This window comes from Enterococcus sp. AMC2644 (assembly GCF_058216475.1).
This window is the reverse complement of record NZ_CM177095.1, coordinates 2,533,995-2,560,361: the sequence shown is the minus strand read 5'-3', so window position 1 is coordinate 2,560,361 and position 26,367 is coordinate 2,533,995. Positions and strand designations below refer to the sequence as shown.

General features: G+C 34.0%; 24 protein-coding genes, 2 CRISPR repeat arrays and 1 riboswitch. Of the genes, 1 reads left to right on the top strand and 23 read right to left on the bottom strand.

Features of this window, described 5'->3' with window-relative positions; genetic code table 11:
* Nucleotides 1–19: 19 nt before the first annotated feature.
* The 16 genes from AC4BC5_RS12475 to AC4BC5_RS12400 all read right to left on the bottom strand — a co-directional run bounded on the left by AC4BC5_RS12475 (nt 20) and on the right by AC4BC5_RS12400 (nt 20,609).
* Entirely contained in the window at nt 20–1,054 is a 1,035-nt protein-coding gene (locus AC4BC5_RS12475; protein ID WP_490495688.1) for a S66 family peptidase, read from the bottom strand.
* A gap of 69 nt (nt 1,055–1,123) precedes the next feature.
* Nucleotides 1,124–3,144: a CRISPR direct-repeat array (repeat unit 32 nt; unit sequence ATTTCAATCCATGCAGTCATAAAGACTGCAAC).
* Between the two features lie 83 nt (nt 3,145–3,227).
* A CRISPR array of direct repeats spans nt 3,228–4,133; the repeat unit is 32 nt; unit sequence ATTTCAATCCATGCAGTCATAAAGACTGCAAC.
* A gap of 177 nt (nt 4,134–4,310) precedes the next feature.
* Complete coding sequence (gene cas2 / locus AC4BC5_RS12470; RefSeq protein ID WP_490495687.1) at nt 4,311–4,601, bottom strand: CRISPR-associated endonuclease Cas2; 291 nt, start codon at nt 4,599–4,601, stop codon at nt 4,311–4,313.
* A 9-nt stretch (nt 4,602–4,610) separates the two neighbouring features.
* Complete coding sequence (gene cas1c / locus AC4BC5_RS12465; RefSeq protein ID WP_490495686.1) at nt 4,611–5,642, bottom strand: type I-C CRISPR-associated endonuclease Cas1c; 1,032 nt, start codon at nt 5,640–5,642, stop codon at nt 4,611–4,613.
* Nucleotides 5,639–6,295, bottom strand: a complete 657-nt coding sequence (gene cas4 / locus AC4BC5_RS12460; protein WP_490495685.1) for a CRISPR-associated protein Cas4 — start codon at nt 6,293–6,295, stop codon at nt 5,639–5,641. The genes cas1c and cas4 overlap by 4 nt, the downstream gene beginning before the upstream one ends.
* Before the next feature lie 2 nt (nt 6,296–6,297).
* Nucleotides 6,298–7,149 carry a type I-C CRISPR-associated protein Cas7/Csd2 gene (cas7c, locus tag AC4BC5_RS12455; RefSeq protein WP_490495684.1) on the bottom strand — a complete coding sequence of 284 codons (852 nt, stop codon included), beginning with the start codon at nt 7,147–7,149 and terminating at the stop codon, nt 6,298–6,300.
* The gene (cas8c, locus tag AC4BC5_RS12450; RefSeq protein WP_490495683.1) at nt 7,136–9,040 is read right to left on the bottom strand and encodes a type I-C CRISPR-associated protein Cas8c/Csd1; all 1,905 of its coding nucleotides are present in this window, start codon (nt 9,038–9,040) and stop codon (nt 7,136–7,138) included. The genes cas7c and cas8c overlap by 14 nt, the downstream gene beginning before the upstream one ends.
* Before the next feature lie 6 nt (nt 9,041–9,046).
* Complete coding sequence (gene cas5c, locus AC4BC5_RS12445; RefSeq protein WP_490495682.1) at nt 9,047–9,769, bottom strand: type I-C CRISPR-associated protein Cas5c; 723 nt, start codon at nt 9,767–9,769, stop codon at nt 9,047–9,049.
* Between the two features lie 26 nt (nt 9,770–9,795).
* On the bottom strand, nt 9,796–12,255 hold the full coding sequence (gene cas3 / locus AC4BC5_RS12440; RefSeq protein WP_490495681.1) for a CRISPR-associated helicase Cas3': 2,460 nt from the start codon (nt 12,253–12,255) through the stop codon (nt 9,796–9,798).
* Between the two features lie 597 nt (nt 12,256–12,852).
* Nucleotides 12,853–13,128, bottom strand: a complete 276-nt coding sequence (locus AC4BC5_RS12435) for an HU family DNA-binding protein (protein ID WP_016175478.1) — start codon at nt 13,126–13,128, stop codon at nt 12,853–12,855.
* Nucleotides 13,129–13,357: 229 nt separating this feature from the next.
* Entirely contained in the window at nt 13,358–14,668 is a 1,311-nt protein-coding gene (gene der, locus AC4BC5_RS12430; protein ID WP_490495680.1) for a ribosome biogenesis GTPase Der, read from the bottom strand.
* A gap of 221 nt (nt 14,669–14,889) precedes the next feature.
* On the bottom strand, nt 14,890–16,092 hold the full coding sequence (gene rpsA / locus AC4BC5_RS12425; RefSeq protein WP_490495679.1) for a 30S ribosomal protein S1: 1,203 nt from the start codon (nt 16,090–16,092) through the stop codon (nt 14,890–14,892).
* Between the two features lie 227 nt (nt 16,093–16,319).
* On the bottom strand, nt 16,320–16,724 hold the full coding sequence (locus AC4BC5_RS12420) for a DUF4430 domain-containing protein (RefSeq protein WP_490495678.1): 405 nt from the start codon (nt 16,722–16,724) through the stop codon (nt 16,320–16,322).
* Nucleotides 16,724–17,395 carry a (d)CMP kinase gene (gene cmk / locus AC4BC5_RS12415; protein ID WP_490495677.1) on the bottom strand — a complete coding sequence of 224 codons (672 nt, stop codon included), beginning with the start codon at nt 17,393–17,395 and terminating at the stop codon, nt 16,724–16,726. The genes AC4BC5_RS12420 and cmk overlap by 1 nt, the downstream gene beginning before the upstream one ends.
* A gap of 77 nt (nt 17,396–17,472) precedes the next feature.
* The gene (locus AC4BC5_RS12410; RefSeq protein WP_490495676.1) at nt 17,473–18,153 is read right to left on the bottom strand and encodes a LysM peptidoglycan-binding domain-containing protein; all 681 of its coding nucleotides are present in this window, start codon (nt 18,151–18,153) and stop codon (nt 17,473–17,475) included.
* A 75-nt stretch (nt 18,154–18,228) separates the two neighbouring features.
* Entirely contained in the window at nt 18,229–19,623 is a 1,395-nt protein-coding gene (locus tag AC4BC5_RS12405; protein ID WP_490495675.1) for a RecQ family ATP-dependent DNA helicase, read from the bottom strand.
* Complete coding sequence (locus tag AC4BC5_RS12400; RefSeq protein WP_490495674.1) at nt 19,620–20,609, bottom strand: helix-turn-helix domain-containing protein; 990 nt, start codon at nt 20,607–20,609, stop codon at nt 19,620–19,622. The genes AC4BC5_RS12405 and AC4BC5_RS12400 overlap by 4 nt, the downstream gene beginning before the upstream one ends.
* A 28-nt stretch (nt 20,610–20,637) precedes the next feature.
* Here AC4BC5_RS12400 and AC4BC5_RS12395 point away from each other — a divergent pair, with 28 nt between their 5' ends.
* Complete coding sequence (locus AC4BC5_RS12395; protein ID WP_490495673.1) at nt 20,638–20,850, top strand: ferredoxin; 213 nt, start codon at nt 20,638–20,640, stop codon at nt 20,848–20,850.
* Between the two features lie 69 nt (nt 20,851–20,919).
* Here the strand turns inward: AC4BC5_RS12395 and AC4BC5_RS12390 are convergent, their stop codons facing one another.
* The 7 genes from AC4BC5_RS12390 to AC4BC5_RS12360 form a co-directional block, all read right to left on the bottom strand.
* Nucleotides 20,920–21,522 carry an ECF transporter S component gene (locus tag AC4BC5_RS12390; protein ID WP_490495672.1) on the bottom strand — a complete coding sequence of 201 codons (603 nt, stop codon included), beginning with the start codon at nt 21,520–21,522 and terminating at the stop codon, nt 20,920–20,922.
* A gap of 157 nt (nt 21,523–21,679) precedes the next feature.
* A riboswitch (FMN riboswitch) is annotated at nt 21,680–21,803 on the bottom strand.
* Between the two features lie 70 nt (nt 21,804–21,873).
* Nucleotides 21,874–22,593 (bottom strand): pseudouridine synthase, encoded by a 720-nt coding sequence (locus AC4BC5_RS12385; RefSeq protein ID WP_490495671.1) that lies wholly within the window; start codon nt 22,591–22,593, stop codon nt 21,874–21,876.
* Nucleotides 22,593–23,174, bottom strand: coding sequence for an SMC-Scp complex subunit ScpB (gene scpB, locus AC4BC5_RS12380; protein ID WP_490495670.1), 582 nt, complete (start codon nt 23,172–23,174; stop codon nt 22,593–22,595). Before scpB ends, AC4BC5_RS12385 begins: the two co-directional genes overlap by 1 nt.
* On the bottom strand, nt 23,167–23,919 hold the full coding sequence (locus AC4BC5_RS12375) for a segregation/condensation protein A (protein ID WP_490495669.1): 753 nt from the start codon (nt 23,917–23,919) through the stop codon (nt 23,167–23,169). Before AC4BC5_RS12375 ends, scpB begins: the two co-directional genes overlap by 8 nt.
* A 13-nt stretch (nt 23,920–23,932) precedes the next feature.
* The gene (xerD, locus tag AC4BC5_RS12370; protein ID WP_490495668.1) at nt 23,933–24,823 is read right to left on the bottom strand and encodes a site-specific tyrosine recombinase XerD; all 891 of its coding nucleotides are present in this window, start codon (nt 24,821–24,823) and stop codon (nt 23,933–23,935) included.
* A gap of 109 nt (nt 24,824–24,932) precedes the next feature.
* Nucleotides 24,933–25,394 carry a ferric iron uptake transcriptional regulator gene (gene fur / locus AC4BC5_RS12365; protein WP_207940066.1) on the bottom strand — a complete coding sequence of 154 codons (462 nt, stop codon included), beginning with the start codon at nt 25,392–25,394 and terminating at the stop codon, nt 24,933–24,935.
* A 102-nt stretch (nt 25,395–25,496) separates the two neighbouring features.
* Nucleotides 25,497–26,360 carry a CvfB family protein gene (locus AC4BC5_RS12360; protein WP_490495667.1) on the bottom strand — a complete coding sequence of 288 codons (864 nt, stop codon included), beginning with the start codon at nt 26,358–26,360 and terminating at the stop codon, nt 25,497–25,499.
* Nucleotides 26,361–26,367 lie beyond the last annotated feature (7 nt).

Here is a 26,367-nt window from a genome sequence, read left to right as displayed (position 1 = left end):
TTATAATTAATTGGACTGGTTATTTTACTGGACTTTCCAGAAGCGTTAGAGTCTGGTTTGTACAGTCAATTTCAAGTGTACATCCCACAGGTAAACTCAAGATTGGGGCAGTATGTCCAAAATTTAAATTATAAACAATGGGTAATTGTTTTAGCTGACATTCATCACGAATAATTTGAAGAAGTGTTGCTTTGTATTCATTGTAGAACTTTTCATTCACCGGTTTTCCAATAAGAATACCGCTAATTTGATGAAAAATCCCTTGTGCAGCTAGACCTCTTAATAAAATAGCAAATAAACTTGGAGAAATAGTAAGTTCTGAAGTTTCAATAAAAAGAATCTTTCCTTGCCATTCTGTCAGCTTAGGCCAAATTTTAGTTCCCATCATCATTGGAAAAGTTTCTAAGCATCCTCCCAATAATTTCCCTTGAGTTACTCCTTCTCCTTGTAAAAATTCGTAAAAATATTGTTCAGTTTGCATAGAGCGTTGAATCTCAGCATTTTCAGGATTTGACCAATCCAAAAACTCACTCGTCCATTGCGAACTAGCTTTCAGTGAAAGTCGAGTATTTTCGCCTGTGACTAGTTCTAAAAAATGAGTGAGTGTATAGTCATGCATTGCTTTATTTTCTGCAAATTCAACTAGTGCTGTTGGGCCATAAATAGAGACGACGTTCGCATGATAAAACATAAAATGATTAACCGTAGTATCTGAATAACCAATAAATAATTTAGGATAGTTTGTAATAACTTCAAAGTCAATATATGGCAACAATCGAATCGTATCCGATCCACCAATCATACAAATAATAGCATCAATTTCTGGATTTTTTAACGCATTCATTAAATCTTCCGCACGTTTATCCGGATGCTGATAAATATACTCATCACTTTGTATCGCATTAGGTGTCAATACAACACGATAACCTAATAATTCTAGCCGTTTTTTTGCAATTTTCCAACGATACTGAAACACTTTTTCTCCTGCCATTCCTGAAGAAAGCGTGATAAAAGCAATCGTATCCCCCATCTTTAATGGTTTTGGTTTGATCATAGAATCACCTCTTAATGGTTATTGTTCGAAATTATTTAACATCGCTTTTAATGCAGGAAATATAGTTGAGCTTCAATCCATGCAGTCATAAAGACTGCAACTCTTTCTAACTATATAAGCTAATCTTTTTTATCAATTTCAATCCATGCAGTCATAAAGACTGCAACAGACCACGGATAAAACGGTCATAGAATACTCCTATTTCAATCCATGCAGTCATAAAGACTGCAACATCTGCCATACCGTTTGCTAGACCAACAGTAAAATTTCAATCCATGCAGTCATAAAGACTGCAACACAATTTCATCTAATGTTGTAGGCAGTCCATCTATCATTTCAATCCATGCAGTCATAAAGACTGCAACTCATTTAATAAAGCCATAAAAGCTATATGGATTATTTCAATCCATGCAGTCATAAAGACTGCAACAAACCACGACTTTTAAAGTCTTTCATTCGCCTTATTTCAATCCATGCAGTCATAAAGACTGCAACGATGTTCTGTGATTAAACACGGATTAGCCAGGAAAATTTCAATCCATGCAGTCATAAAGACTGCAACATGCCATTGTGATTTTGATAATAGTTTAAAAGCACATTTCAATCCATGCAGTCATAAAGACTGCAACATTTTGGACCATCCGAAGATTGACGGGGATATCAAAATTTCAATCCATGCAGTCATAAAGACTGCAACCAAAAAAACTGTTACTCATCTAGGTTATAAAAAATTTCAATCCATGCAGTCATAAAGACTGCAACAGGCAGAAGTCTGACAAGATGTTTAACAATAAACAAATTTCAATCCATGCAGTCATAAAGACTGCAACTGGTAATGGATGTCGAATTTGGCGTAGATTCATCGATTTCAATCCATGCAGTCATAAAGACTGCAACCAAAAAGATAGTGACCAGCAACAGCAAATTAATACATTTCAATCCATGCAGTCATAAAGACTGCAACAAATTTAACGCATCTAACGATGATTTGTCGTGATATTTCAATCCATGCAGTCATAAAGACTGCAACAATATCTTCATCTAAATTTTCGAACATTTCAAAAGGATTTCAATCCATGCAGTCATAAAGACTGCAACCTCCGACGTTTCGTTTCAATTCCTCATTCCGTTATTTCAATCCATGCAGTCATAAAGACTGCAACTGGTGATTTTATTTTTGTAGTTGACCAGGAACAATTTCAATCCATGCAGTCATAAAGACTGCAACCGTGTGATAGGTCAAAAAATGGATGTTTATTATATTTCAATCCATGCAGTCATAAAGACTGCAACTTAGCTGCAACCGTTGGCGGAGTTGCTACCCACATTTCAATCCATGCAGTCATAAAGACTGCAACCTAATATAATTATCTAAAAGTTTAATTCGTCTCATATTTCAATCCATGCAGTCATAAAGACTGCAACGCAGTTGGCTGGTCTGTATATTTTAAAACCAATATTTCAATCCATGCAGTCATAAAGACTGCAACATGTCTGATTCAATAATCCATGTTGTTGGACAGTAATATTTCAATCCATGCAGTCATAAAGACTGCAACGTGTGAAGAGCATAATACACAACTTGTGATGTTAATTTCAATCCATGCAGTCATAAAGACTGCAACTTGAATAAGTGATTTGAATCAGTATCAGCATAGATATTTCAATCCATGCAGTCATAAAGACTGCAACCTATTTAATTCTTTGCGCGCATCCTTCGCTCCTTATTTCAATCCATGCAGTCATAAAGACTGCAACGAAGAATTTCAAGCCCTTTTAGAGTCATTACCAATTTCAATCCATGCAGTCATAAAGACTGCAACGTCGCCCTTACGTTGATAACGATACAAAAAACATTATTTCAATCCATGCAGTCATAAAGACTGCAACTGAGAAAGGAAGCTGCTACTGTATCAACAATTTATATTTCAATCCATGCAGTCATAAAGACTGCAACATATTAAAAAATATATTTATTAATTGTTTCCAAAATTTCAATCCATGCAGTCATAAAGACTGCAACATTGTTTATGAATAACAGCAGCCATTTCTACCTTGATTTCAATCCATGCAGTCATAAAGACTGCAACTAGTGAGACCCATGTCACGAGCAAGTGCATCAATAATTTCAATCCATGCAGTCATAAAGACTGCAACGTGTGTGTGTGTGTGTGATTTCAATCCATGCAGTCATAAAGACTGCAACAAAAATTTGTATTTTTCCGAGGTAGATAAATAAATATTTCAATCCATGCAGTCATAAAGACTGCAACGTTGTGATTCGATTACTTGTTCATCGGCAATTCTTTATTTCAATCCATGCAGTCATAAAGACTGCAACGGCATATCATCTGTACCTAACCGTATAGTCACTGACAATTTCAATCCATGCAGTCATAAAGACTGCAACCGGCAGTGCTAATGGTCAATCAAGATTATTTTAGGAATTTCAATCCATGCAGTCATAAAGACTGCAACGCGTATGATCATGAACGCAAGAAAATGTTATGTATTTCAATCCATGCAGTCATAAAGACTGCAACGTGCAAACGAGATGGATGTAAAAGCATTTGCTCATTTCAATCCATGCAGTCATAAAGACTGCAACGAAGAATTTTACACCGACCATATTGATTTTTTGATTTCAATCCATGCAGTCATAAAGACTGCAACAACCAATTAATAAACAACAAAGTAAATAGTTCACATTTCAATCCATGCAGTCATAAAGACTGCAACCGCCGCGATGATTAGACAGTATGTGACAGTAACAATTTCAATCCATGCAGTCATAAAGACTGCAACCTAGAGAAATATACAAAACAGTACGGTATCGAGGTAACAATTTCAATCCATGCAGTCATAAAGACTGCAACCCCAAATTTATTGCTATCTGATTTTAACAGAGTGATTTCAATCCATGCAGTCATAAAGACTGCAACATTGCGGAAAAACTGGAAGTGTAAATGCGCACCTGTTATTTCAATCCATGCAGTCATAAAGACTGCAACCTTGAGTTTGGCGGTAAAAAGTGGGAATTGGTAACTATTTCAATCCATGCAGTCATAAAGACTGCAACGGCGATTAGTAGAAAAAACAAGTCAAAATCAACTTATTTCCGATGAAAATCGCCCAATTATATTTATTTTCATTCAAAATTGAATATAATCGTATTTATTTACTCATCATTTTCTCATTTAACTGTATTTTTCAGGTGCGAATCCCCTAGGGAATTTATGGGAGCTTAGGATTCGCACTAAAAAATTAATGGCGCTTCAATATCTAAGGATTCTTTTGCACCCACATGCTCTACTTTCGCTTTATAGTTATTCCCAAGTCGATAGAATCTCAAACTATCATTTGTCTCATCAATCATTTTTTTCAATTCATTCTTCATCATTTCAAATTGTGCAGCATCAACAATACATTCAAAGACTGAATTTTGTACACGTTGACCATAGTTTTGACAGACTTTAGCTACTTTTCGCAAACGTTTTTGACCGCCTTCACTAGAAGTACTTACGTCATATGTCACTAATACTAGCAAGTTTTTCACCTACTTCCAAAAGAAAGGTGGATAACCATTTATATCGCCGCGTAAATATCTCGCTAATAATAATGCTTGCGAAAATGGCACTAATCCCCAACTAATTTTTTCACCAAGATATGGATGCGTAATTTTTTCTTGTTTCTTCTGTTGCCAAGCTTGTAAAAATTTCTTTTTTCCATCGTCAGTCATCGTTACTGCATTGTTTTCTTTTTCAAAAAAATCTTCTTTAGTCATTACCTTCTTATTAACCAGTGATAGGACAAATCGATCTGCATAAACACCACGTAAATCTTCCATCACATCTAGTGCTAAAGATACTCGCCCTGGTCGATCTCGATGTAAAAAACCTACATATGCGTCTAAACCAACCGTCTCCAAAGCAGCTGCAACATCGTTTGCCAGTAATGTATAAGCAAACGATAACATCGCATTCACATTATCTGTAGGAGGTCTTCTAGTACGTCCATAGAAATAAAAATCTTCTTTTTGCTGTAAAATAAGGTCATTAAATACACTGTTATACATCAAAGCCGCTTGACCTTCTAGTCCTCTAAGTTCGTCTAAATCGTCACACAAACGAACGGCAGACAACGTATCTGCCAGACTTTGAGTAACTATTTTAAACCGTTCTGTATCAACTCTTAACGCATGATCTCTAGTCATTCTTTCCAAAATCCATCGCTGGTTATACACTTTTCCTAAAATAAAATTTCGTGCAATTTGGGCAGAGCGATATTCATCATCAGAAACTCGGTACTGTTCTTTACGTAAAGTAACATTCCCTTGACTACTCCCAATAACTCTTGCTCTAAAACGACCATTTCTATCTAAAAAAACAATTGAAATATTGCGTTCCGCACAATAGCCCATCAAAGCAGGACTTGCCCCTGTATAGCCAAAAGTTACTACAGATTCAACATTGTGGGAAGGAATTCTTCCCACAATTGACCCATCATTCTTCAATACAATATTGTCCCCATCCAACGACAAATAGTGATCGGGTTGTGTTACAAATAAAGTGTTTAAAAGCCTTCTCATTCGCTTAACCTCTTTTCAATGTATCGATTCACCGATTCTTTTGTCATTAATCGTGGTAAACAAATATCTTGTAAAGAACAACTTTTACACCATTTTCCAGTTTTCACACGAGGTGTATGCTTTTTTCGATACAAATCTTGCATTTTTGCTAGCGCTGTTTTTACTTCATGTTTTAATTCATCTGTAATCAAAACTGTTTCTCGATGCTTTACTTCATTATAAAACAAATAGCCTCTATCAATCGTACAAACAAGCATCTCTTCTAAACACATCGATTGTGCAACTAATTGTAATACATCTGAATGATTCGTTTTCGGTTTTCCACGTTTGTATTCGACAGGATAAATCTTGTATTTTCCACCTAATTTTGGGATCTCCACTCCTGCTTTATCTTTTATGAACTCCACTACATCACAAATACCTGTAATTGCCAATTCATGCGACTGGACATGCATTGACCGCGAAACGACTTTATTGCCCCGTTTTTCTTTCATAAATGGTTGATCCGCATTTCGATGAAGATGTTGTCCTTGAACTGTTCGAAGATTTTCTTCCCATTGTTGTTCAATATGAATCAATGCCCACTGACGCGGGCAAAATTCATAATGTTGGATTCCCGAAAGCATTAGATACTCATCTGCTTTATAGTCCATAATCATAGACCTTCAAGAATTTCAACACGTAACCCTTTTTCTTGATATCCAATCAATTTTTCTTGATTCAACTTAATTTTGTAGTTTGAGTATTCAACTTCTTGATTATAATCAGGGTTTTCCCATTGCAATAAATCATGAATTTTTGCACTAGATACATTCCCTAACTTACTAGAATGAGTAAACCAAAAGACCTCTTTTACTGACATCGATCCTTCTGGACGAGCAGATGAGGCATCGTTTTCGAACAATGTCACTAAAGATTCTTTAACAATTTCCAAATCTTTTTCATCAAAGCCTGTCTTTTCTGAGAAATAAGCATTTGCAGAACCATATACAACATATACGCCATATTCGACAAAATGCTTACTTCCCATCGTATCTGATGAACGTCCGGATTTCCCTGTTGCTTCCATGCTATTAGAACTACGGGTAATTTGCAACGTTGTAGTTTCAATAGGAGCTAAGGATTTTGCCATACTAATAGATACTGGCCCACGAATACCAATCGATTTCTTATAATAAGTAATTACTTGACCAAATGTTCGAACATCTAACCATTTTTCATTTGCTTCTTTTTCAATTTTTTCATCTGAATCTTTTGATGTAAATACATCTTCAAATCTTTTCTGTAAAGAAGTAAATTTATCATCACTACGATCACGTGATTTTACAAAAATTTCATAACCTTGATCTTGCATACGATTACGAATTTTTCGTTTAATGGCTACATCACTAATCAATCCAAATCCACTTGAATCAGTTCTAGGCATATTTCCTGCTAGTGGGTCACCGTTAGGATTGGCGTTTCTCACTTCAATTGTTGCGATAAAATCCACTTTATTCGTTATCATTTTTTACTTCCTCGCTTTCACTATTTTCCTTTTTTGTAAAAATAAATTGCATTTCTGCATAGTATCCAAAAATAAATTGATAATCCAGGGGCTTGTTAACTTCATTTTTATCAGTTAGATAGATAGACAACAAATTAATTATTTCTGTCTTTTCTTTATTCAACTTAATTAAAATCCCTGGTTTAGAGTTTAATAACGTTTTTTCATAGTTTTTTGTCCTATCAATTAATGTTTTCATTGTTGTCGCAGGATGATTTGTATAGGACGTCCAAAATTTTTGCGCATTTGTTACACGTTTATTTTCTTTATCGGTTTTATCAACATTATACGTCATTGCCTCTATCTGATCTAATATCGCTAATAAGCGTCCAAATAAATATGAACGATTTTTGTTTTCTCTGTCTAACATGTATGATATCTCCCCTCTATAATGACTAAAAAGTGCTAATGTTGTAAATTGAATTTGATTCCAAGTTATAGAATAATTTAGTCTTTTGCGAATATTCATGTTAAGCGCCGTTAAAATATTAGCAGGAACAGCTTGCCCATCTAATAAACGAATAACTAGATTTTGGAATTGATCTTTTTTAAAGTTATCATTATCCAATTCTAATTTCCCATTTCGCTCTATTCCATATGCCGTTAATAACATTTGAAATAATGAAGGTGTTGTTAACTTCATTTCTTGTTTATCTTTGTGATATTGTTTCCAAGAGTAATTTTTTTGCCACTTATCTAAATTATTTTTTAATTGTGATACTTCTAATTCACGAAAATATTTTAAAGATATTCTCCCATTACTCGCCTTATCAATAATTGCTACATAATAACTAGAATCATCACGAAACAATTGTTTGCCTTTTATAAATGAATCTCCCACTTGTTTATTCTTTTTAGAAACAAGTGGAATATCAAATTCTTCTGCCTCATCTCCAAAATCTATATACATAGGCAGTGTAATATCAATTTGGCTCTCATTAGCTATATCATCACTAAACCAGTTAATCAGATACTGTTGTCCACCTAACCATCGTCGACTATTTTTATTTTCTAGTAAATATTTTAACATCAAATGGATTTTTTCTGACGTTTTGTAGCCAATTTGAATAATATCTGAGCCATGCTGAAATCTACCTTTATAAGTTTCGATATTATTACTTACAGATATAAGCTTCGCATTCCCCATTAATCCTCGATGCTTAGAGGTCAGTTGCTGTACTTCTTTACTAATATTGCATATTCCTTGTTGTGTATCTTGTGACTCAACATACCGAATATAATCGTTATGCAATGCAACATAGTCTGTAACGCTTACTGTCTTATATTCAACAAAATCTACTACTGCAAAAGTCAGAAAAATTTTAGAAAAATCAATTTTTTTATTTTTACCACTGACTTTTTCCGTGTATAATACTTCAAGTCCTTTTCTTTCATATTCATCAATTCCATCGATATTGTCCAAAATACTGTCAATAAAATTTTCTTTCCAAACAAAATTTTTAATAATTTTTATATAGGATTTGATTTCATCATTTTCTATTGAACGATACCACCTACTAAATTCGTTCCTATATAATTCATTCATTTCCTTATTTTCATCTAACATATAACTTATTTTATCGACTAAAGGATGACTAGGAGGGTATTTACCTGATCGAGCAACAGAATCATTTGTAACTGGGAAAATAATTATTTCATCTTCTGAAAGATACTCTGCATATAGTAATTGACCATCTTTTGTTAAAGTTGCTTGTATAATATCATTTCCTCTAGACTTCATACTTGTATGATAAAGCGGTAATAAAATTGTATTATCACTGTCATGATTATCTACTAAACCATCAGCTATACTCTTATCATATGCTTTATACAAAGCTGTTAAAAAATCCATAAGTTTTCACCTCTTTTCCATTTGTTCGTACTCATTAAGTTCATCGTCCACAGGTTTTATTATTTCAGGACGTTTAAATTTATAGCTTGAAAGTACATTTACAATTTCACATTCTTCACGCGTCTTAAATTTGATAACACCGTCTTTCATTAATGTATCAGTAAAATAACTTTTTAAGGGTTCGCTAGGCTCCAATGGGTATTCAAATTCTTGAAACATAATACCTAAAGATATTACCTGTCCTTCATAGTGACTTTTTGCTTGAATATATTCCTCCTCTGTTAAATATTCTGCTGTAGCTACACATTCTCTTGTACCTATAAATATATCTCTACGTCCACCCCGTTTGATTGATTTTTCCATAATCGCTTCATGTTTTTTAGCATTTCTATCATAGGTTAAATCGATCCTATTTTCATCCCATTCCATATGAAAACGGATAAGATATTCGATATCAATTAAATAAGAAACATAATTCAAATCAGCCTTCATGCTCCCTAATAAAGCTCTGGTACCAATTACTTCTGTTTGTATTTGATTCATAACTTTTACTTCCGTCACAATATTTTTAAATGTTGGCTTAAAATAAATCGCATCGATAATTCCTGTTAAACACTGTTTAGTTGGTGTTGAATAAGAATACTTTTCGCCTCCACCTTTTGATGATGGATTACTAATCAACCCATAATCACCTTTTATTTTCACAAAAAATTCTTTCATTTTAGACAATTTCCTCTTCCTCCCCACTTATTATTTTAAAATATAAAACCTTCCACAGTTTCATTTGCTCCTATATCAAAACTATACAATGATTCTTGTAGTATCCGGATGCGACCATCTAATCTAGTATCAACGCTCTTATTTAAAGTATTATCTTTCTGTATATTAATCGTGTATGGTTGCAATTCTTTAACAAGCTTTCGTATCTTTTGTAAATCCTTTATTTGATAACTATTTTCAAAGCTTTCAACTGTAGTGATTAGTTCTTCAATTTTTTCATGATTGTCATTATAATAAACAATCACGCCATTTGTATTACTCTGAATTAAGTCCATTTTTATTCCCGCAGTTTTAAACGATTGTCTTAAACCGCATCTAGGATCAATCATTTGTTCTCTATTTAAAGATAATAATTCATAAACTGTAGGCTCATCTTTTTTAGTAGGATAATCAAATTCAGAGGCTTTACTATTGGTAAAGTATCGTTCAAAAAATTCATCATTTAATACCGCAACATCTATTGGTGAATCTAAATTTTGAACAATTTGCTCTGTAATTTGCTTTTTCTTTTTTATTGGTTTTAATCTTGTTAAATTCTCTTGTTTTGAAGGAATATTTACTAATTGTACAATCCCTATGTCAAGGTTTCCCTCACGGTTACAACGTCCACTAGCTTGTACAATCGAGTCAATCCCTGCATAAGAACGAATAACGCGATTAAAGTCTAAATCTACCCCTGCCTCAATCAATTGTGAACTCACACATATCACAGGTTCGCTAGAAAGTTCCTCCCTAATAGTATCAATAATATCCAATCGATGTTTTGCACACATATTCGTGGATAAATGATAACATTTCCGTGAGTCATTTTCTTTTATCAACCTATATAATTGCTTAACTGATGCTTTTGTATTTAAAATAATTAAAATTGACTCTTTTGGATTTTGAGTGACTTCTTCAGCTACCTCTTCAAGAGAATTGATTGAATTATTTTCATCAAATTTATAAACAGCTGTACGTTTAAAAACTTCACGTTCTTGTTTCGTTAACTTAACAATGTCTGCATCCTCTCCGTTGATTCCGCCATATTGTATTTTATGTGGAATACTATTCGAGTTATAAACAGGTTGTGTCGCAGTACATAAAACAATATTTGCTTGCATCACTCGATTTAAAAAATTGATTGTTAAATTAAAAAGCGTTGTCACTTCTATCGGCAAAGCTTGCACTTCATCTAGTATAATCGTACTATTAATCAAATTTGCAAATCGTCGAATATTACTTGATTTTGTTTTGAAAAATGTTTGAAACATTTGAACCATTGTACTCAAAATGATTGGACTATCCCATGTATCGACCAAATATTCTTTCATAGCTTGTTCTCTTTCATCACTTGTCTCATTGTCATCTTCTGATTCAATAATATTTGAATGATGTTCTAAAACACCCTCCGCATTTATTTCCCCTTCAACTTCATAACCCACAGTAGATTTAATCGTAGAAGCATTCTGCTCCAATACCGATAGATATGCTGTAATATAAATAAAACGTTTCTTTTTTTGATATACCATTTGATGAAACCCATAACGCATACTTAAATTTGTTTTTCCGGCGCCTGTCGGCAAATCTAAACGATAAATCCCTGGTGAATCATTTATCCCACGTTCTTTAACAGTTTCCGATACTTTAGTACGAACAACATTAATTGCTTTTTTTGGATTACTAAACCCAGCATAACGTTCTTCAATACTATCTAAGTAGGAATTAGCTAATTCTTCATATTTTTGCGAAGAAAAAGGAGTAACAATTTCCTCATATGCATTAATAGTATCTAAAATATCAGCATTTTTTAATAATGATAAATACAATCGCATAATTAATGTTTGATAATATGCTTTTTCAGAATTATCTTTATAATCTAATTTTCCCCATAACCCAACATACTCGTAAAACGCTTTCAAAATCAATTGTTCAAAAGAAATCTCACATAGTTCTTTCATCTTTTCTTCTAAATTTTTGGCAAAAGTTATAATATCTTTTTCGTATTGATATTTCCCATTTGAATTATAAGCTAGTCTTTCATATAATTTGCTGTATCCAAATTTTTCAGGATCAAATTCATCATCTGTTTTTTCAGACAATGGTATATCATATACGCCATGGTGGGCAGAAATTACATATGCAATCGTTTCACAAAAAGCACTACAATATTTTCTATCGTCAGTTTTAATTTGTTTTTTAAGTAAATTACCTACGTTTAAATACAAATAAAGTGCACCAGCTGAAGTATGATTCACTTTCATAGCTGGTTTTCTCAAAATTTTCTCTTGAAAAAGAGCATCCGCTTTACCTAGATCATGGTATAGTCCTATTAAAAACAAGACATTTTTTTGTTCAATTTCAGCTGCCATTGAAGATGCATCTTTTGCTACATTAAAAAGATGCTCCTCTAGCAATTGGGATTTTTTTGATTCTTGTTCATAATGTGCATACATTTAGTAACCTTCTTTCCTAGGGTTAATCAATACATTATTCTAAACTTTTTAATAACTAAACATTTTATATTGTGAAATTCTGTTTAATAAATTATAACATATATTATTTGATTTATACTTCAATACTTTTAGTACTCAAAATAGATTTTCTTAACAGCGTATTCTTAACCTATTTTGTTAGAATTTTATATTTTTACTTATTAACTTTATAATATCCCCATATTTCTAGTTATTCTTTCAATTGATTAATCCAATATAAAGAAAATACTTTCATATATCTTTCCTATTAATCAAAGAAGTTTTATCACCAATTTTTTTACATTCTATGTAAATTTATTATAAAATATAATAAATTTTTGTCAACTTTTATTTATAAACAAATAAAAAAGTTATTTATCAGAAAATTTCAGTTCTGACAAATAACCTTTTAACATCAATATTCTATGTAGGGACACTTTAACATAAAAGAAAGAAGTCCCTTTTTTCAAATAAAAAATTAACATATTTTCAATCCACACACTACAGTCGTAGCATGGCATAACATCCCTGTTATTTTAAACAAAAACCCTCGATTACTCGAGGGCTTAAAAAACTGTCTTATTTAACAGCGTCTTTCAATGCTTTACCTGGTTTAAATGCAGGTACTTTGCTTGCAGGGATTTTGATTTCTTCACCAGTTTGTGGGTTACGTCCTTTACGTTCTGCGCGAGAGCGTACTTCGAAGTTACCAAAACCGATCAATTGAACTTTTTCACCGTTAGCTAAAGCTTCTTGAATAGTTGAAAATACAGCATCAACTGCTGCAGTTGCGTCTTTTTTAGTTAAATCAGTAGCTTCTGCAACTTTTTCGATTAATTCTGCTTTGTTTGCCATGGATGGTTTCACCTCCTGAAAAATTTTATGATGCTTTCCATCAATCACAAGAATTTGAGTGGTCCAAACCTTGCGACAAATATTGATTTTCATCATCAATATTCTGCTATAACGTTATCACAAGAACCTTATAATATCAAGGGATTTAACGTTTTTCAATTGTTTTTTTAATTTTTATCACTAATAAACAACTATTTTTGTCAAATAACGCAAACTATGGTAAAATTTGTTATTTTCTTCTTCGTGGAATAATTCGAATTGGAGTACCTTCAAATGTGAAAGCCTTACGAATTTGGTTTTCCAAGAAACGTTCATATGAGAAGTGCATTAGCTCTTCTTCATTTACAAAAATAACAAATGTTGGTGGTTTAACAGCAACTTGAGTACCATAGAAAATTTTCAACCGTTTGCCTTTATCAGTTGGTGTTGGATTGATTGCGACAGCATCCATAATCACATCATTTAATAACGCAGATGGGATACGTAAGTTTTGGTTCATACTTACTTGTTCAATCAAGTCCGGCACCTTATTCAAACGTTGTTTTGTTTTTGCTGAAACAAAAATAATGGGTGCATAATCTAAATATTGGAACTCTTTACGAATCTCTTCTTCAAAGTCACGCATGGTATTTGTTTCTTTTTCTACTAAATCCCATTTGTTAACAACGATTAGCATGCCTCGTCCTGCTTCATGAGCGTAACCAGCGATACGTTTGTCTTGCTCACGAATACCTTCTTCTGCGTTCAAGACCATTAAGACGACGTCTGAGCGTTCAATCGCACGCATGGCGCGCATGACACTATACTTTTCAGTACTTTCATACACTTTTCCACGCTTGCGCATCCCTGCTGTATCAATCATAGTGAATTCCTGACCGCTCTCACTGACAAAATGTGTATCAATTGCGTCACGCGTTGTTCCTTCAATGTCTGAAACAATCACACGATCTTCACCTAAAATCGCATTAATTAATGAAGACTTTCCAACATTAGGACGACCAATCAAGCTGAATTTGATAACAGAGTCATCCTCTTCTTCTTGCTCAGTACTAAAATGTTTGACTGCCTCATCTAATACGTCTCCAATTCCTAAACCATGACTTCCAGAAATTGGATATGGTTCACCCAGTCCCAAACCGTAAAATTCATAGATTTCAGAACGCATTTCTGGATTATCTACTTTATTAATTGCTAAAATCACTGGCTTGTTACTCTTATACAGAATACGAGCAACTAATTCATCAGCATCAGTAATTCCTTCTTTTGCACTTGAAACAAAAATGATGACATCTGCTTCTTCAATTGCAATTTCTGCTTGATGTTTGATTTGATCCATAAACGGTTCATCGCCCAAATCGATTCCACCTGTATCAATAATACTAAACTCTCTACCTAACCATTCCCCTGTTGCATAAATACGATCACGTGTTACTCCTGGAGTATCTTCTACAATCGAAATTCGTTCACCAGCAATACGGTTAAAAATTGTAGATTTTCCGACATTCGGACGACCTACAATCGCTATCGTTGGATTTGCCATTTTTTTACCTCCATCTTAAAACGCATAACGAATTCGTTCTTCAAAAATACCTAGTTCTGTATATTAAGTGATTCTTATCCATTGTTATTCGTCATGCGGACATCTTTTAACCTTATTAGTTTAACCAATGAAATAAGAACTTGCAAGTATTGTGAAAAGAATTAAAGCAAATACTTAAAGAAATAGCCAATAAAAAAAGGTTGCACAAGGCAACCTCGTTCTTATTCTTGGTCTTTCAACGCATCCCCTAAAAGATCGCCCATTGTGAAACCAGTTGATTCTTCAGGAAGCTCATAGCTTTCTTCTTCAACTACCGCTTCAGCTTCTGGTTTTTCTTCTAAAGCCTTAATGCTTAATGCAATACGGTGTTCTTCTGGATTTACTTCCAATACTTTCACTTGGACTTGCTCGCCTTCACTTAATACTTCGTGAGGTGTAGCAATATGTTTATGTGAAATTTGAGAAATGTGAACCAAACCTTCAACACCAGGGAAGACTTCTACAAATGCACCAAAACTTGTTAGTCGTTTTACAGTTCCCTCTAAGACAGTGTCTTTAGCAGCTTTTTCCTCGATATTTGCCCAAGGTCCAGGTAATGTATCTTTAATGGATAATGATACACGTTCTTTTGTCGGATCTACAGATAATACTGCAACTTCAACTTTGTCACCCACATTTAAAACATCGCTTGGTTTAGCAACATGCGCATGTGAAATTTCTGACACATGAACTAAACCATCAATACCACCTAAATCTACAAACGCGCCAAAGTCTGTCAAACGTGCAACAGTTCCTTCTAATTTATCGCCTTCTTTAATTGATTCAAGTAATTCTGCTTTTTTCGCTGTTTTTTCAGCTTCAACAACTGCTTTATGTGAAAGAATTAAACGATTTTCTGAAGGTTCAATTTCAATAATTTTGAACGTTAATGTTTGGCCTTTATAACTTTCAAAATCATCTACAAAATGATCTTCTACCATTGATGCTGGTACGAATCCACGTACACCTACATCTACTACTAAACCGCCCTTAACGACGTTCGTAACTGGTGCCTCGATAATTTTTCCTTCTTCGAAATCTTTTTCAATATCTTCCCAAACCTTTTTCGCATCTAAGCGACGTTTAGAAAGTAAATAACTACCATTTTCTTTATCTTTTCCAATCGTAGTAATTACAACTAAGTCAAGTACATCCCCAACTTTAATTACATCATTGATATCTTCCACAGGTAATGTTGATAATTCTTTCGCAGGTACGACACCTTCTACACCAGCACCTTCAATACCAACGACTGCTTGCTTATCTTCAATAACCAATACTTCACCTTTAACGATATCGCCAACTTTTACTTCTTGGACGCTATTTAAGGCATCTTCCATTGTTTCGTTAGCATTTTCTACTTGGTTGTTTTCTAATTCTGTCATAACATATGTCCTCCTAACCAACAATTGTTTTATAATTGCACTACACTCTCTAGTTTATGCTATTCTCGAAAAAAAATAAAGCGATTTCTATTTTTTTTATAAAAAAGCCTTGAATTTATTGGTTTTCACTACTTTTTCTTTAATTATTTCCAGACTATGTGAAAAACAAACAAACTATACTAAAAAAAGCAAAACAAAAAGCTATAGCCTTTTGTTTTGCTTTCAATTTAGAATTTACTATACGTAAAAACAACTTTATCGCCTTCATGAAGTTCAGTTTCATTTGCGCCTGTCATAATCATTTCATCATTAATAGTATATGTCCAAAAATAACTTTCTTTGGTGTTCTGTTCGATTCCTTCAATAGATGTAATCATGCCATTATCTTCTTTAATCTCGAAGTTTTCTTTAACTGCATCCATTAAATTACTACCTTCTTCTACAATTACTTCTTTTTCGTCTATAATTTCATCTTCTTTAGTCAGTGCAATGGTCAAAGTAATTTCGTTTTCCTTACTTTGGCTTTGAATGGTAGTTGATTCTGATATATTGCTTGTTTCTTTTGTGGAAGTACATCCTACAAGAGTTAACATACTAACAAATACAGTAATAATAGCTAAACTTTTTTTCATTATCTATCTCCTTGTTCAATAACTTGTTTAATAGCGTCAACAACTTCTTTGATACACAAGCCAGTTGTATCAATCAAAACAGCATCCGTTGCTTGTTTTAACGGTGATACTTCACGATGCGAATCCAAGTAATCGCGTTGCTCAATTTCTTTTTGTAATGTGGTAAAGTCAGTATCAATCCCTTTTGATTGATTTTCTTTAAAACGACGTTCAGCACGCTCTTTAACGCTTGCCACAAGGAAAATTTTCACTTCAGCATTTGGCAAGACTACTGTACCGATATCACGGCCATCCATCACCACGCCACCATTTTCTGCAATTTTTTGTTGTTGACGAACCAATTCATGTCGCACTTTTTCATGTGCTGAAACAATCGAAACGTTATTGGTCACTTCCGGATGACGAATTACTTCTGATACATCTTGACCATCTACGAAAATTAATTGTCCAGTTTCTGTTTGTTTGAATGTAATTGGATAGCGTTCAATTAATGCGACTAACCGCTCTTCATCTTCAAAATCTACTTGATGTTGAATGGCTAAATACGTCACACTACGATACATCGCACCTGTATCTGTGTAAATATAACCATATTCTTTGGCTAAAATTTTTGCTACTGTACTCTTCCCTGATGATGCAGGTCCATCAATGGCAATATTGATTTTCTTCATACTTCGTCTCCCCATACCTAAACATTGTATTCAAAATTTTGATAATTTCCATAAAAAAAACCGCCGGAGCGGTTCGTTTATTTCACTCTTAATTGATCCCCTGGGTGAATCAAGAAGTTATTTGGATCCATTCCGTTTAATTGGAATAATTCATCCAAACTAATTCCGTTACGTGCAGCAACTTGTTGTGGTCCTTCACCTGGTAAAACTTCACTATATTGTCCAGCACCTTGTTGTTGCTGTGTTTGTTCTTGTGTAGGTTGTTCAGTTTGTGGTGTTTCAGCTGGTTGTTCAACATAAGCACCATCTGCATCAATTTGAACTTCAGGTTCTACAGCAACTTCTTCAGAAGATGGTGTTGGTTCTACAGCAGTTTCACTTGATGCTGGAGCTTTCGATTCCTCTGTAGAAGAACTTGACTCTGAACTTTCAACACTAGAAGATTCTTTTGTTGATGATGATTTTTCTGTCGTTGATGAAGATTCTTTTGTCGAAGACTCAGTTGATTCTACAACACTAGAAGATTCAGCAGTAGCGGCTGTTTTAGGTTCATTGTCACGATTCATAATTAAAAATCCAGCAACAGTTGGAACCGCAATAATAAGGAACAATAGAATCAATACGATAGTTAAAAAAGCACTATTCCCCTTTTTTTGGTTATGTTGTTTGGTACGAGAATTTTGCTCTTCTGAATCAGCCTCGTAGATTGGTTGCTCCCAAGGTTCTTGTGCATTTTGTTTCTTATTTTTTTTACTCAATTTTTTCTTACCTCCTGCTATGGTTTCCGCTGTATTATATCATAGAAAAATACTCTCTGTCTCAAAAAAACATCTTCATTTTTTTTCTTTAAACATTTTTAGTAAAATATCTTGCCAATTTATTATTTCTTTTGAGTTTTTTGGTATTTTTTCTGTTTTTTCTGGTAAATGGCAGCCATGAAAATCACAACATACTTCTGGAATTTCTGATAATGATTCCTCAAAATAATGTAACAGGTATTCTCGTCGACAACCATCATGATGAATATAGGCTAACATTTGTTGCAATTTTAACCATTTCTCTTCTTCATTTCGTTTTAAGTGAGCTAAAAATTGTTCCGTTCCTTCACGTTGTGTTTGATGTAACCATTTTTCTTGAATTTCAGACAAGGAAGCCATTGCTTGATATTGCAAACGCGCTTCAAACGTCTCCCTCGCTTCTTGCGTTGTCCGCTGTAAAAAATGGTGAATTCTCTCATCCCCTAATTGATAGAGCAGTACGCCATAGCTTTGAACACCATCTCTTCCAGCTCGACCAATTTCTTGCATATAATTCTCTAAACTATCAGGCAACTCATAATGAACTACTAATCGAATATCACTTTTATTTATACCCATTCCAAAGGCATTTGTGGCAATTAAAAATTGTAATTGATTATCTAAAAACTGTTGTTGTAACATCCGTCGCTGATTACTTTCTAGTCCCCCATGATAATATCCTACAGCAAATTCAGATTGAAGTTCTTCATATAATGTTTCTACTTGTTTTCTTGTCGCACAGTAAATAATTCCTGAGCCTGATTGTTGTGTGAGCATTTGACGTAATTCACTAAGCTTATCTTCTGATTCACGTACCATTAAAGCAATATTTGGACGATCCATTGAATATACCCACTCTTTCGCTGTAGGTGATAGTAATATTTCTTTAATTTCGCTACGAACCTTCTTTGTTGCACTAGCTGTCAATGCTAACGTTAAAGGATTTTTCAGACGCTTTTGAGCATCACCTAAGTTGCGATATTCCGGTCGAAAATCAACTCCCCACTGCGAAACACAATGCGCTTCATCAACTACAAACAATCCTATCTTTTGACGTTGCAAACTACTTAAAACTTGTTCTTGTAATAACATTTCAGGACTCAAAAAAATAAATTTATATTTATCTAGATGCTTCAAAATAAATTCTTTTTCTTGGATTTGTAAAGTACCATTTAGAGCAACTACACGTTTTTCCCCAATCCGCAACAAAGATAACACTTGATCTTCCATTAAAGAAATTAATGGCGATACAATAATTGTTAACCCCTCTCTTAAATACCCCGTCAGTTGGTAACATAAGCTTTTACCGGTGCCTGTTGGTAAAACTGCCAGCGTATTTTCCCCCGAAAGTAATGTGGAAACAACTTCTTTTTGCCCTTTTCGAAAAGAATCGTAATGAAAATAATGTTGTAAAGCAGATTCTAACTTCATACGCTTTTCTTCCTCCAAATTTGATACAATCGAATTTCTAAAAAAGCAACATCATATTGCTCTACAAGTTCTTTGTAACTATATTTCCATGAATCAGCTGGCAAATCTGCTAACAACTTTTTATGCGTAATAAATTTTTCAAAAGGAAATTTTTCATCTACTAATGCCCACTCAATCACATGGTCTTGAATGGTTCCTTGTTTTAATTGACGGAGCTGCATCACTTGTTCAAACGCATAACCTTCTTTAAATAGCTTTCGAGTTTTCAACATACTTGTATTGATATTTTGGGCTAAAAGAGGTTTGATAAATTGATACAATAAAAAATCGGGATATCGTGAAATTTCCTGAAAGAACAAATGTGTTGCACTGGCCACTGCTACATTCGACCAAGGTGGTTGCTGAACCTCTTCAGGTAGAATCTGAAAAAAAACAGCCCCATTCTGATCTAATCCTGTAAATGTTTGTGCAAGTAAATCAGCTTTTTCTTTGGGCAAGTTACTCAGCAGAGTAACTAATTCTTGATAAAGCGTTTCTTTCATTACACCACGATACTGATGAACAAACTGGCGAACGCGCTCAGTATAAAAAGGTGAACTTTCCAAAGGAATATACTTTTCACCACTTTCTAAAAAGGATGCTACTTGAACTAAAAATTGGATTGAACGCCAGATTTCCTGTTCTTTACGACCAAACTTAAAAAAATCCACCTCTGTTAAATATTGTTTTATTTCACCATTTGTTTCTTGTGTTACTAGCAATAACCCCTCTACTTCTATTAATTTTTGTTCTTTTTTTAATCGATTAATCACTTGATAAAATGCTGCTTCAGTTAATTGAGGACAAACGCCTGAAAGATGTAATAAATTATGAAAAAAAGCGTATGTCAAAACAGAAGAGGTGCGTTTTCCGCTTAGAACTTGATAAAAGGTACTAGGCTTCAACTTGTCTTCTGCTGAAAACAACGATAAAATAAATGTATCCATAATAAAACCTCCAGAAAGTAGTGACAATATGTCTCAATTATGTAAAATTATCCCCGAACGTTGTATTGCTTGCGGGTTATGTGCGGTCTATGCACCTAATATATTTGATTATGACGAAGAAGGAATTGTCTTATTTGCCCAAGAGCCAGAAGCACATCAACAATTCATTCAAGATGAGCAAGAAGCTATATTAAAAGCCTATCAAAAATGCCCTGTACGTGCAATCGTCTTGGAAAAATAATCTTTCTACCTATTATACGCAAAAAAAAGAGTAAAGGACATCTCACGATTGTGAAATGTCCTTGATTTTTTATTTTGAAAATGTTTGATGTTGTGAAAAAGCTTGTTTTTTTGATAGCCATGGCAATAATTTTGCATGCAGTACTAAAAATACAGCTGTTACAATACCACCCTTAATTAAGTTGAATGGTAAAATTCCCATCACCACATAGTTGGCAAGAGGCATTCCTAAAAATGTGTCTGCTGTAACACCAAAGAAAAATAAATAGAGTGGTGTAATGACAAAATAATTTGCAACACTCATAAAAATACTCATTGATAAAATACCAGTTAATGTACCATAAACTTTGTTAAGTAAACCATTGCCTTTTTTAAAGAAATAATACATTGGTAACGTAAAGGCTGTGGTAGCAAGGAAACTTGCAACATCTCCCACCAAATTGGGTGCGGATATGCCTGTCGTTAATAGGTGCAACGATGAACGTAGAAACGCTGTGGTGACACCAGCCAACGGACCAAATAAAAACATACTTAGCATTACCGGAATATCACTAAAATCAATTTTTAAAAAACTGAACATTGGAATAACAGGAAATGCGACATACTGTAGAATCAGCCCCATCGAAGCAAAGAGTGCAATCGAAACCATTTTTTGTACTTTGTTGTTTTTCATTATAAATCCTCCTAAGTGTAAGGACCCATCTTCAAACGAACCTATTAAATTTTCCTTTTTGTTTTCTTATCGGCGCCAGACAAGAAAAAATACCCTATTTTTCCGTAGGGGAAAAATAGGGTATCTGATTATAACAAAATTAGGTAAATCAAATACGCCCTATCTTCTTTATCCAGACTATACTGTCGGTATCGGAATTTCACCGATTCAGCCACTTATAAAAAGTGGGTCGTGGACTATAACCACCGGTCGGGAATTACACCCTGCCCCTGAAGACGAACCTTTATTAAATTATTAGTACATTTTCATTATACATATTTTGCGAGTAGTTTCAACCATTTCAGCTTAAAATTATTTTTTTGCTTTTTCTAATAATTGGCTTACTTCTTTTTTACTTAGTTCACGATACTCACCTGGACGTAATCCAGCTAAAGTTAAATCACCATATTGCTCACGTTTTAATTTTTGTACAGGAAGTCCGACTGCTTTTAACATATTCTTCACTTGATGATTACGACCTTCATGGATTGTCAATTGAACAATACTTGTTTGAGCTTTAACATCTGTCGATAAAATTTCAAATCGAGCAGGTGCCAATCTTTTCCCTTCAACACGTATTCCTCTTGTCAAAGGTAACATCGTCTTTTTCTCTGCAATTCCTTTAACCTTAGCAACGTACACTTTATCTACTTCGTGTTTTGGATGAGTTAAAGTTTGGGAAAAATTGCCATCATTCGTCAATAATAACAAACCAGACGTATCATAATCTAAACGTCCTACTGGGTAAATACGTTCTGACACATCTGATAAATAATCAACTACTACCTTACGTTTCTTGTCATCAGAAACGGCAGAAATTACCCCACGTGGTTTGTAAAACACATAATAGACAGGCTCTTCTTGATAGATTGGTACATTGTCAACTTCGACACGATCTTTGGCACTTACTTGCGTACCTAATTCTTTTACTATTTGGCCATTAACTTTTACACGGCCATCTAAAATATATGTTTCTGCTTTTCTGCGTGAGGCAATCCCCGCGTGAGCAATCACTTTTTGTAATCTTTCCATTATTCGTCTCCTTCTAATTCTTGGTAACGATCAAAAAATAAATCGTTTGGCATTTCATCTGCCAAATCATCTTCCATTGTTTGAATGTCAGGTAATTCATCTAAATTTTTCAAACCAAAGAAATCCATAAAATAGGTAGTTGTTCCATATAAAATCGCTCGTCCTGGGCCTTCCACTCGACCTTTCTCTTCAATTAATTGGCGTGCAACTAATTTCTGAACAGAACCAGCTGATTGTACACCGCGTATTTCATCAATTTCTACGCGTGTAATTGGTTGTTTATAGGCAATAATTGCCAATGTTTCTAATGCAGCTTGGGACAAACGATTCGACATAGGTGACTGCGCATATTTCTTTAATAACGGCGCAAATTCTTTTTTGGTTGTTAAAATAAAATGATTTCCTACTTCTAAAATGTTTAATGCCGCATCGCTATTTTCTTGATAATTCTGATTTAACGTTTGAATATATTGGTAAATTTTTGGAGTAGTTTCTTCTAATAAATAGCTTAGTTCTTCTAATCCAATACCTTCATCGCCAACGATAAATAAAATTGCTTCTAATTGACTTAATTTACTCATGTTTCTCTCCTACTGGGTATAACAAAATTGTTTCATAGTTGCCAGTCTGCTCGACTTTGATTTTGCCATTTTTCATTAACTCTAATAATGCCATAAAAGTAATCACAATTTCCGATTTATTAAAAGTCACGAAAAAAGAATCTAATGTCTGACCCACATGATTAGTATCTTCTAGCATTTTCGTTTCAATAAACGCCATTTTTTCTTCAATGCTACTCTCATCAGCACGAATCGTAGTTTCAAACGTTTGACGCTTTTTCTTTTTTTCCAGCATACTATGAAACGCTAAAAATAAATCAATCGTGTTCAATTGATTTTCATCTAACTCTTGCTCCGTTTCTTTATAGTCATCCACATCCATAGGGTCTTTAGTGAAATACTGGCTACGCTCTTCTGCTTTTTCAGATAAACATTCTGCTGCGAATTTATATTTGCGATATTCTAATAATTGTGCCACCAACGCATCACGTGGGTCTTCCTCATAGACATCGTCATATTCCTCTTCCAGTTCTGCTTTTGGCAAAAGCATTTGGCTTTTAATGGCCATCAAAGTTGCAGCCATAACTAAATATTCACCTGCGACTTCTAGTTCAAGAGTTTTCATCGCATGAATATAATTCATGTATTGTTCAGTCACATCTGCAATTGGAATATCATAAATATCCAATTCCAAGGATTTAATTAAATGTAGTAATAAATCTAGTGGTCCTTCAAAAACATCCAATTTTATTTTAATTTCTTGCATAGACTTCCTTCCTTTATGCTCGAGGGAAATGTTGTTTATAGACATCTGTCATTCGCTTCTTCGTAATATGGGTATAAATTTGTGTCGTTGAAATGTCGGCATGTCCTAATAATTCCTGCACTGTGCGCAAATCAGCACCATTTTCTAACAAATGTGTCGCAAAACTGTGACGGAGTGTATGAGGAGTCACGTTTTTAGTAATCCCAGCTTTACGTACTAGAGCTTTCAAATTTTTCCATATTCCTTGTCTAGACAAACCTGTTCCATGACTATTAACAAAAAGATGAGATTCGTCTGGATGTTTGCTTGTCAATAGTGGACGAGATTCTTCTAAATAACACTCAATCCATTGAATTGCTAAATCACCAAGCGGGACAATCCGTTCTTTTTCTCCTTTTCCGATAGTATGTAACAACCCCATATTTAAATGTAAATCATTTAATTTCAAACCAATTAACTCACTGACACGTAAACCTGTTGCATACATCACTTCTAAAATAGCACGATCACGAATACCAAGTATCTCATTAGTATCAGGCGTTTCAATTAAACGTTCAATCTCATTTAAACTTAATGTATCAGGTAACTTTTGAGCCTTTTTAGGAGAATCAATATGTTGCATCGGATCATGGTCTGTAAAGCGTTCTTGACGAAGAAATTGATGAAATCGACGTAAACTAGTTACCATTCGTGTAATGGTAGCTGGTGATTTTTTTTCTTCTTGTAATTCTTGTAAAAATTGTACAACTGTAAACCGATCCACTTTATTCCAGCTGTCAATTTTTTGATTTTTAAGAAAGGTTAAGTAACGTTCTAAGTCACGTTGATAACTTTTTCTAGTATTTTGCGCAAGTCCACGTTCAATTGTCAAAAAATGCAAATAATCAATTACTTGTTCTTCCATTTTTTCTCCTCACTTTCGCCTTATCTATCATAACAAATTCCGTTAAGTAAGAACAGAAAATCTCCTTTAGTTTACATAAAAATTTTCTTACAAAACAAAAAACCGAGACTTATGCCTCGGTTTGCTCTTTGTTTTGGCAAGCTTGACAGATTCCATGGAATGTTAAGCGATGATCTTTCACTAAAAAGTGAAAACGTTGTTCAACGATTTCTTCCACACTTCCCAATAAATCTTCTTCAATTTCTTCAATACTTCCACATTCTAAACATAATAAATGATGATGAAAATGTTTTGCACCTTCTTTGCGTAGATCATAGCGTGCTACACCATCATCAAAGCTAATTTTATCAACAATTTTCAATTCAGTTAAAATTTCCAATGTTCGATAAACTGTCGCTAAACCAATGTCTGAATTTTTTCGTTTCACAAAAAAATAAATTTCTTCTGCAGATAAATGGTCTTTCTCATTTTCTAACAACACTAATAAGGTTGCCTCTCTTTGTGGCGTTAATTTAAATCCAGATTCATGGAGTTGTTTTTTCGTCTTTTTCAAAGCTTCAACTGTATTCATACAATCCTCCATCTTAATTATAATCATTCTAATCTAAAGAACTTAAAATCCTTTAAACATTAAAATAATTATAAATTAGAAACCAAAATTATACAAGCATTCTCAATTAGATTCCTGAATTAATTTAGTAATTCCATCTTTTTGCTCGATACGACGTTGTTTCATTAGATTTCCTAACGCACGTTTAAATTGACCTTTACTAATACCAAACATCTGTTGAATTTCCTCAGGCGAAGATTTATCAGTATACTTCATTTGATTCTCAGGTGCACGCTCTAAAAAGGCTATAATCATCGCTGCATCATCGCTAATCGCTTCATGTGCACGCGGTTTTAAAGATAGGTTTAATGCGCCATCAGGACGAATACCAATCACACGTCCATTCACACGTTCACCTAAGCGTGGTTCTTGAAAACGCTCCGATGGATGGATAAAGCCGATATAAAAATCATCCGTTAAAATATACGTTCCCGCCAATTTCAAACGATACACAGTTCCTGAAATATCTTGATTTTTTAATGTTTCACTGCCACGTTTACTTAACGCTTGGAAGATTTTCTCATCTGCAAGTGTTCCCCAAATACGGTCTTTATGGTCAACTCGTAAAGAAATCATTATACGATCACCTTTTTTAGGCCATAATTCACGCATTGTTGGTAACTCATCTAGCGATACTGCGATGTCTTTATCTGGTAATCCAATATTTACAAAAACACCTAAATCACGACGACTATCTGTTACTTCTCCAAATGCGTAATGACCTTTACGACTTTTGGGAATATCTGTTACAAAACATAATTCTTGCTTTTGATTTTGATAACCAAATCCTTCGACACCTTCACCTAAACGATGCTCACCTTCTGATTTTGCTAATTTAAATGTTAAGCCATTTTTTTGGACAAAATAATGTGTTTCATTTTCATCAATAATTAATCCGCTAAACACAGATGCTAATAACTCGTTCATATTCTTC

What these genes read in the sequence shown, in the direction of transcription:
- AC4BC5_RS12475 (WP_490495688.1), bottom strand. Translation starts at nt 1,054, where the DNA reads ATGATCAAACCAAAACCATTAAAGATGGGGGATACGATTGCTTTTATC.
- cas1c (WP_490495686.1), bottom strand. Translation starts at nt 5,642, where the DNA reads ATGAGAAGGCTTTTAAACACTTTATTTGTAACACAACCCGATCACTAT.
- cas4 (WP_490495685.1), bottom strand. Translation starts at nt 6,295, where the DNA reads ATGGACTATAAAGCAGATGAGTATCTAATGCTTTCGGGAATCCAACAT.
- cas7c (WP_490495684.1), bottom strand. Translation starts at nt 7,149, where the DNA reads ATGATAACGAATAAAGTGGATTTTATCGCAACAATTGAAGTGAGAAAC.
- cas8c (WP_490495683.1), bottom strand. Translation starts at nt 9,040, where the DNA reads ATGGATTTTTTAACAGCTTTGTATAAAGCATATGATAAGAGTATAGCT.
- cas3 (WP_490495681.1), bottom strand. Translation starts at nt 12,255, where the DNA reads ATGTATGCACATTATGAACAAGAATCAAAAAAATCCCAATTGCTAGAG.
- AC4BC5_RS12435 (WP_016175478.1), bottom strand. Translation starts at nt 13,128, where the DNA reads ATGGCAAACAAAGCAGAATTAATCGAAAAAGTTGCAGAAGCTACTGAT.
- der (WP_490495680.1), bottom strand. Translation starts at nt 14,668, where the DNA reads ATGGCAAATCCAACGATAGCGATTGTAGGTCGTCCGAATGTCGGAAAA.
- rpsA (WP_490495679.1), bottom strand. Translation starts at nt 16,092, where the DNA reads ATGACAGAATTAGAAAACAACCAAGTAGAAAATGCTAACGAAACAATG.
- AC4BC5_RS12420 (WP_490495678.1), bottom strand. Translation starts at nt 16,724, where the DNA reads ATGAAAAAAAGTTTAGCTATTATTACTGTATTTGTTAGTATGTTAACT.
- cmk (WP_490495677.1), bottom strand. Translation starts at nt 17,395, where the DNA reads ATGAAGAAAATCAATATTGCCATTGATGGACCTGCATCATCAGGGAAG.
- AC4BC5_RS12405 (WP_490495675.1), bottom strand. Translation starts at nt 19,623, where the DNA reads ATGAAGTTAGAATCTGCTTTACAACATTATTTTCATTACGATTCTTTT.
- AC4BC5_RS12400 (WP_490495674.1), bottom strand. Translation starts at nt 20,609, where the DNA reads ATGGATACATTTATTTTATCGTTGTTTTCAGCAGAAGACAAGTTGAAG.
- AC4BC5_RS12395 (WP_490495673.1), top strand. Translation starts at nt 20,638, where the DNA reads ATGTCTCAATTATGTAAAATTATCCCCGAACGTTGTATTGCTTGCGGG.
- AC4BC5_RS12390 (WP_490495672.1), bottom strand. Translation starts at nt 21,522, where the DNA reads ATGAAAAACAACAAAGTACAAAAAATGGTTTCGATTGCACTCTTTGCT.
- AC4BC5_RS12385 (WP_490495671.1), bottom strand. Translation starts at nt 22,593, where the DNA reads ATGGAAAGATTACAAAAAGTGATTGCTCACGCGGGGATTGCCTCACGC.
- scpB (WP_490495670.1), bottom strand. Translation starts at nt 23,174, where the DNA reads ATGAGTAAATTAAGTCAATTAGAAGCAATTTTATTTATCGTTGGCGAT.
- AC4BC5_RS12375 (WP_490495669.1), bottom strand. Translation starts at nt 23,919, where the DNA reads ATGCAAGAAATTAAAATAAAATTGGATGTTTTTGAAGGACCACTAGAT.
- xerD (WP_490495668.1), bottom strand. Translation starts at nt 24,823, where the DNA reads ATGGAAGAACAAGTAATTGATTATTTGCATTTTTTGACAATTGAACGT.
- fur (WP_207940066.1), bottom strand. Translation starts at nt 25,394, where the DNA reads ATGAATACAGTTGAAGCTTTGAAAAAGACGAAAAAACAACTCCATGAA.
- AC4BC5_RS12360 (WP_490495667.1), bottom strand. Translation starts at nt 26,360, where the DNA reads ATGAACGAGTTATTAGCATCTGTGTTTAGCGGATTAATTATTGATGAA.